6 protein-coding genes are annotated in these 6,220 nt (G+C 60.7%); 2 read left to right on the forward strand and 4 right to left on the reverse strand.

Annotated features, from left to right (window positions below):
- Positions 1-336 precede the first annotated feature (336 nt).
- From I6F35_RS11490 to I6F35_RS11500, 3 genes are all read right to left on the reverse strand, one after another.
- A complete protein-coding gene (locus I6F35_RS11490) occupies positions 337-1,371 on the reverse strand; it encodes an ATP-grasp domain-containing protein (protein WP_346283151.1) in 1,035 nt (344 codons plus the stop codon).
- Positions 1,368-2,402 (reverse strand): putative zinc-binding metallopeptidase, encoded by a 1,035-nt coding sequence (locus I6F35_RS11495; protein ID WP_225117773.1) that lies wholly within the window; start codon positions 2,400-2,402, stop codon positions 1,368-1,370. Before I6F35_RS11495 ends, I6F35_RS11490 begins: the two co-directional genes overlap by 4 nt.
- 224 nt (positions 2,403-2,626) lie before the next feature.
- Positions 2,627-3,568 carry an AraC family transcriptional regulator gene (locus tag I6F35_RS11500; protein WP_225117786.1) on the reverse strand — a complete coding sequence of 314 codons (942 nt, stop codon included), beginning with the start codon at positions 3,566-3,568 and terminating at the stop codon, positions 2,627-2,629.
- A 212-nt stretch (positions 3,569-3,780) separates the two neighbouring features.
- On the opposite strand from I6F35_RS11500, the gene I6F35_RS11505 reads away from it, so the two are divergent.
- Positions 3,781-4,551 carry an alpha/beta hydrolase gene (locus I6F35_RS11505; protein ID WP_225117774.1) on the forward strand — a complete coding sequence of 257 codons (771 nt, stop codon included), beginning with the start codon at positions 3,781-3,783 and terminating at the stop codon, positions 4,549-4,551.
- Between the two features lie 467 nt (positions 4,552-5,018).
- Positions 5,019-5,546, forward strand: coding sequence for a hypothetical protein (locus I6F35_RS11510; RefSeq protein ID WP_225117787.1), 528 nt, complete (start codon positions 5,019-5,021; stop codon positions 5,544-5,546).
- A 139-nt stretch (positions 5,547-5,685) separates the two neighbouring features.
- Here the strand turns inward: I6F35_RS11510 and I6F35_RS11515 are convergent.
- Positions 5,686-6,220, reverse strand: a 535-nt coding sequence (locus I6F35_RS11515; protein WP_225117775.1) for a TetR/AcrR family transcriptional regulator, incomplete at its 5' end; no start/stop codon positions are given.

Genomic DNA, 6,220 nt, shown 5'->3' on the forward strand with positions numbered 1-6,220 from the left:
CGTTGGTTCGCGTTCGAGTCCCCGCTGGCCAATGTGCGCGACCAAGGCGCAGGATTCAAAACAAGCAAAATTCGAGGGCCGCGCCGAACGGCGGGTCTGGCCATGGGCAGGGAGCCGCATCCGCAATGGGCAATGAGGTGAGCCTGCCGCTGCCTATACTATCAGTTTCAAACACACGCAGGGGCTGTACAAAACGTCACATCGCCTTCCCCGGGATTGCCTCGCGAACGATTGCGCAGCTGACGGCTGGTCGACGTCGGGGGCATTTTCGACCCATTCCGCAAGGCTCTGCCTACCATTTGATGTCCGCTTTGCTCCAAAAAGGCTGCCGGCCCTTCAGCCTGCGGATACGCCTGCCTTTGCACGGCTCATTCCGAGAGCCAGGATGCGATGCAGTAGATCCGGGTAATCGATCCCGTCATGCAGAGCCGCTGTAGCGAACTCCTGGCTCTTCGCGATTTCGGGATTGGGATTTGCTTCGATGAAATACGGGGTGCCGTCGGCGGAGAGGCGGAAGTCGATGCGCGCATACCCATCGAGCCCCAGCGTTCGGTAGATGCGTTTCGCGGTTCGTTGAATGCGGGTGGATACTTCCGGCGCAAGGTCCTTTGCCGGTCCATCGACAATTCCGACGCGTTCTTGATAGCTGGGATCGTGCTTGGCTTTTTCGGTGGCTATGCGCCGTGCGCCGTGACCGCCCATGCTGCCAAATTTCAATTCCCAGACCGGCAGAACCCGCAGACGGTTGTTGCCGATCACACCGACATAGAGCTCCCGCCCCTCGATATACTGCTCGGCGATGGCGGCAGTTCCGATCCGCTCGTGAATGAAGGCTACCCGCTCCGCGAGCTTCTCGTCCGTATCGACGATGGATGCCTGCGAGATGCCAAAGGATCCATCCAGGTTCAGGCTCTTGACGATGAGCGGCAGCGCAAGACGCGCCGGCCGCTTGACCTTGTGGCGCATCGGAAACACGGCAAAGGCCGGTACCGCGACCCGACGATGGTGCACCAGCGTCTTGGACAAATCCTTGCCGCGCGCCAAGATCAGGCCGCGCGGGTTACACCCGGTATAGGGAATCCGCATCAGCTCGAGGTAGCTTGCGATGTGTTGGTCATACACCGCCTCATAGTGAAATTCCTCAAGCAACGTGAAGACCACATGTGGCTTGAAACTTTCGATTTCGTCGCGGACCGGCTTGATTTCCTCTTGCACGCCGAGCGGGCGAACCTCATGGCCGCCCGCGCGCAAGGTGCTCACGACATCGTATTCCGTTTTCCATTCATTGATTTGCCGCGCAGTGTATCCGTCGGTCGAGTCGGGAGGCACGAAGTCCGGATGCATGAGCACCAGAACGCGAAGGCGTCTCATAGCGCAATCCATTTGCGTCGCGACGGGCCGAACAGCGCGTGCATGGTCTTGGCCGTCAGCAGGATGGTGAAGTTGGTCACAAGCTTCTGTTCAGGGCCGACGGCACGCAGGTTGAGCTCGCGGCAGCGGGAGATCATATCATCAAGCACGGCATCGAGCGTAAGTTGATTCTCGCCGGTCCACCGCGCGACCAGTCGCCTGATCTGAGCGCGGTGCCGTCTGATGAACGCCGCGGCCGGCTGCTTCCGGCGATGCCGTGGATCGGCGGAAAAGAGCCGGGAGAGGTCGCGGTCGTAAGTCTTCGGTGGCTTGAAGGCGTAGAACGCCTGCTTTTTCCGGTAGTGCTCGCCAAGCGTCTGGCTGAGCTCATGCAGCGGATCGACGCGCTCCCGCGTCGTGACTGGCGGCCGCTTCCCGGCGATTTCGTCCATCAGTTCGTCGACATATTCGAGCTTCTTCAGCGCGGGCCAACCGGCATAGCGCGTCCGCCAGTTTGATCGCGGCCGCAGCCACACAGCGAAGGTTTCGGCGAAATCCTCGTCCGGATGGCTCTGCGCGTACCAGAGCCTAAGATGCTGGACATAGCTCCGGCTGGCCGGATTGGGCCGGTAGTAGCGTGGGTAGTGTTTCGAGGACGGGCCGAACAGCTTCTGCCAACGCCGACGGCGGTGCAGCTGGTAGGCATGCTGCACGGCATGGCCTGCCTCATGCCGGAGAATGGCCATGCACTCGGACCAGGTGCCGCCCTCGATGTCGAGCATCATTTTCTTCTCGAGCTTCATCAGGCGGGGATGGGTGAGATAGAATGGGATGGCAATGCCGGGCACATTTGCCGGACTAAACCATTCGCTCGATATCCATGCGTGCGGCCGCAGCCGGATGCCACGTTCTTCGAGCTCTTCATAGAGTGCGTCGAGACAATCCTCGAGCCAGGTGTCTTCGATCGCAACCCTCAGACTGCTGAGGCGCCGCTTGAGCAATTGTTCGTCCGATAGCTTTTCCCAAGCGTATTTCCGGCGTGGCATAGGCATCTGGAAGTCATGAGAACGGGACACCTGGATGGTGTCATAGGACGCCGCCGGCAACAACCGCCGGCTCTTCGCGGGCTGCCGCTGTTCTGCTCATGTGAAGGCTTTCGGACGCCGGCCGCCGAATACGGGGCGCAGCCTCTCAAGCGCTCGGCATCCGAAACCCTTCACATGAGCGGTCCCGCCGTGGGGTGGCCGCTACAAGGCTAATCGGCGACTGCTGCTTCCTAAACGTCCCCTTGCCTTTCGCCGCCGTTTGAGCGTCGGGATGTTCGGTACCGGCCAGGTGATAGGCCGTGATATCGATGGAACAGCTTCGAAAACGCCGCCGCTGTTTCGTAACCAACCCGACTGGCGATACGTGCGATGGGCTCATCGCTGGTTTCCAGCAGGAACGCCGCTTCCGCCATCCGGCGTTCGATCACATAACGGTGCATGGACTGGCCGACGAGCTTGGTAAAGCGCGCCGAAAATACCGAGCGGCCGAGCCCAACGCGCTGGCCAAGGTCGCTCAGGGTCCACGGAAGCTCCGGGTTTTCGTGAATCAGCTTGAGCGCCGGCCCGATATGCGGGTCAGATATGGCCCCGAGCCAGCCGCCTTGTCCGGGACTGAGAGACGCGATCCAGCTTCGGAGCACCTCGACAAACAGCACTTCCGTCAGTCGTGAAAGCGCGACGCGTTGGCCAGGACGCTCGAGCGCGAACTCGGTGACCATGCGGCGCAGGATTGCTTCAAGCCAACCGCCGTCCGCTGTCGGCTTCAGGAGGAGCACGGGCGGAAGTAGCTCCAGCACACTGCCAAGCAGCGGCCGTGACACCGTGAAATTGCCGCAAATCATGGTCGAGAGCGGCTTCGCACGGCTGCCGTGACGAACGACGCCAAGACGTGGCGACGATCGATCGATATCCATAATCCGCAAAGGCCTGGCCCGGCGATCCGAATAAAACGCATGGGGCTGTCCGCGCGTGATGACGACAAAATCGCCCTCGGTCATCTGGATTTCCTGTCCATGTCCGAGCGCGAGGGTCGCTGGGCCCCGGCTGAGATAGTGAAACAGAGCGTAGGGGCGCACCGGCAACTCAAGACGCCAGGGATGGCCGAGCTCGAAGTGAAAGAGCAGCGTCCCGCCGAGACGAACGCGATCGAGCACTTGGGCGAGTATATCCATGCCGCCGAAATTAAACCGGTGGACGATCGGACACAACATCCGGACGATTGATCCCTACCGTCCGAAAGGTCCGCGGAATACGTCATGTCGCGCGGGCCGACGTTACGAGCGGCGACCATTTCGCCAACGGCAGATGGAAGAACCGCGACCTTGTTGGAAACGCCTGTCCATTCCCCCGGACTGTGTTCGTCCGACATGCCAAGGAACAATCAATGCGAAATATCCTCGTTTCAGCCGCCAGCGTACTCCTCGCCGGAACGACATTGGCCGGCTCCGTCCATTCCGCCGAACTGCCCAAGCAAGCAGCCCACAACATCGTGCTCGTGCATGGCGCTTTCGTGGACCAGACGAGTTGGCAGCCCGTTGCCGACATCCTCACAAAGAAGGGCTACAACGTCACGCTCGTCGAAAATCCGCTCACGTCCCTTGCCGCTGACGTCGACGCCACCAAACAGGCGCTGGCGAAACAGGACGGCAAGACCGTTCTCGTCGGCCACTCCTGGGGCGGCGTGGTGATCACGCAAGCCGGCAACGATCCCAAGGTTTCGGCGCTGGTCTACGTCTCCGCTTTCGCGCCCGACGTCGGACAATCTCTGGCGGCCCTCGCCGAAAGCGGTCCTGCAACCGAAGGTGCCGGGGCGATACATCCTGACAACAAGGGCAACCTCTACATCGATCCCAAGGTGTTTCCCTCGGCGGTCGCGGCTGACCTTCCCCTCAAGATTGCCGAATCCCTTGCGAACCATCAGCTGCCCTTGAGCAACAAGGCGTTCGAGGCTCCGGTCGATACAGTCGCTTGGCGGGACAAGCCGACGTTCTACGTGATCACCACTAAGGACAGAGTGATCGCACCCGAGGCCCAGAAGTTTTTCGCCGACAGGATGAAGGCCCAGATAACGGACGTCGCCGGCAGTCATGCTTCGCTCGTCGTTCATGCCAAGGAAGTCGCCGAGGTGATTGAGAAGGCCTCACTAGCGAAGTGACAGTACCGCTCCCGGCGTTTTCGCGCCGGGAGCAGGTCGCTCAAAGCATGCAAAACGTATCGGACCGCGATGGCGAAAACCAGTCAAAGCCGCAGAAGCGCCAGCGACGTCCTGCAGGAAGGTTTCAGTCGCTGCGCCACACCAGTCCCCCACTCGATCATTCATGCCAAGTATCCGCAGAATAACATGAGTCAACTCGATATCGCGGGCCAGGACGTCGCAGCGCTCGAAACGGCGCCGACCCGTTACGCTCAAGTCGGCGATCGGTCAGCCTGACATTGTCGAATTTTTCAAGGCGACGAGGGCAGCAAAATTTTTCCCAGATTTAAAGCGCATTGTAGAAAGCGGCGTGGGCCGCACCGACCTTATGCTCTTCGCGGAGTTCGGAAGTGGGTAACTCATACCAAATGCGGAATGCGACGGGCGTTGTCATGACGCGAGCCAGACGTTGGAAAGGAAATTCCTGTATGTACAAGACACTTGTCGTCACTCTCACTGCCTGGACTCTTTCCGCCGGGGCTGTCACGTCTGCTCCCGCCGTCAGGAAAGAGCCGCTGGATGCTGCGACCCTCAGGGCGATAAAATCGAAGTTCGGCAGGCTGATGGAATTGGCCAACAAGCACGATTTCAAGGCTCTGCATGAGATGTTCTGGCAATCGCCCTCGACCTTACTGGTGGCCAAGAGCGCGATCCAGTCCGAGGGGAACTGGGCCGGTTATTGGGGCAACGAGGCGATTGATCAGAAGCTGCATGACATTGGCAGCTCCGGTCCGGTCGTGCTCGAGCCAGATTATTCGAAGCTCAAGGTTGTCGGCCTGACCCGCGACGTCGCCGAGTCCTATGTGCCGATGAACATCACGGTCTCGTATGCGGGGCAGGATGGAACACCCAAGCCGTTTCTGATGATCATCAATTGGCTTCGCGTCGGGAAGGACTGGAAGGTGGCTTCCGAAATCATTCTGCCGGTGCCGCCCATACCCGCCGCGAAGGGCTAGGCTAGAGCATGATGCGATGAGATCGAATTGCCCCGCCATGAATGCTCTGCTCCCTCTCCCGCTTGCGGAGCAACGCAGTTACCCTTTGACAGCGAAACGACACGACGGGCCAGAAGGCGACCTCGGTGATCTGGGCCTACTACCGCCTCCGACCTGAGCTTGCGGCCGTTCCCGATCGAGCTCGCGCCAAGTGCAACGCGGCCTCAATGCCGCTATCCAAGATCCGCTCCGCTTCGGCAGCGTCGGGCACGGCTCGTGCGATCTGCAGGGTGCCCACCATGAGGCTGAAGATGGCGGTCGCGCGGTGACGGTTCGCTGCAGAATCTGCGCCGGGAAGCAGAGCGGCCAACGTCGCAACGTAGTTTCGCAGCGCTTTCTCGTAATCTTGCCTGATGGACAGGGGCTGACGAGCGATTTCGGGAAGTAGCGCCGCGGAGGGGCACCCGTCCGCCGGGGCCTCGAGGTGCGCGCGGTTCAGGTACCCCCGAATCGCACCTTCAAGGTCCAGGTCCATGAGCTGATCTTCGTCAAGACGATGCTGCTGGTTGCCGAGCGCGCTCGCCAGCGCCTCGCGAACAAGCGCGTCCTTTGACTCGAAATGCGGAGAGAATGCCCCTTTGGTCAGGCCGGCCTCTCCCATCATCCCGGCTATCCCGGCGGCGGCGATGCCGTCG

The organism is Bradyrhizobium sp. BRP22 (assembly GCF_020194175.1).
GTDB lineage: Bacteria > Pseudomonadota > Alphaproteobacteria > Rhizobiales > Xanthobacteraceae > Bradyrhizobium.

Coding starts and splice junctions, on each gene's coding strand:
- I6F35_RS11490 (WP_346283151.1), bottom strand. CDS start 1,371: ATGAGACGCCTTCGCGTTCTGGTGCTCATGCATCCGGACTTCGTGCCT.
- I6F35_RS11495 (WP_225117773.1), bottom strand. CDS start 2,402: ATGCCTATGCCACGCCGGAAATACGCTTGGGAAAAGCTATCGGACGAA.
- I6F35_RS11500 (WP_225117786.1), bottom strand. CDS start 3,568: ATGGATATACTCGCCCAAGTGCTCGATCGCGTTCGTCTCGGCGGGACG.
- I6F35_RS11505 (WP_225117774.1), top strand. CDS start 3,781: ATGCGAAATATCCTCGTTTCAGCCGCCAGCGTACTCCTCGCCGGAACG.
- I6F35_RS11510 (WP_225117787.1), top strand. CDS start 5,019: ATGTACAAGACACTTGTCGTCACTCTCACTGCCTGGACTCTTTCCGCC.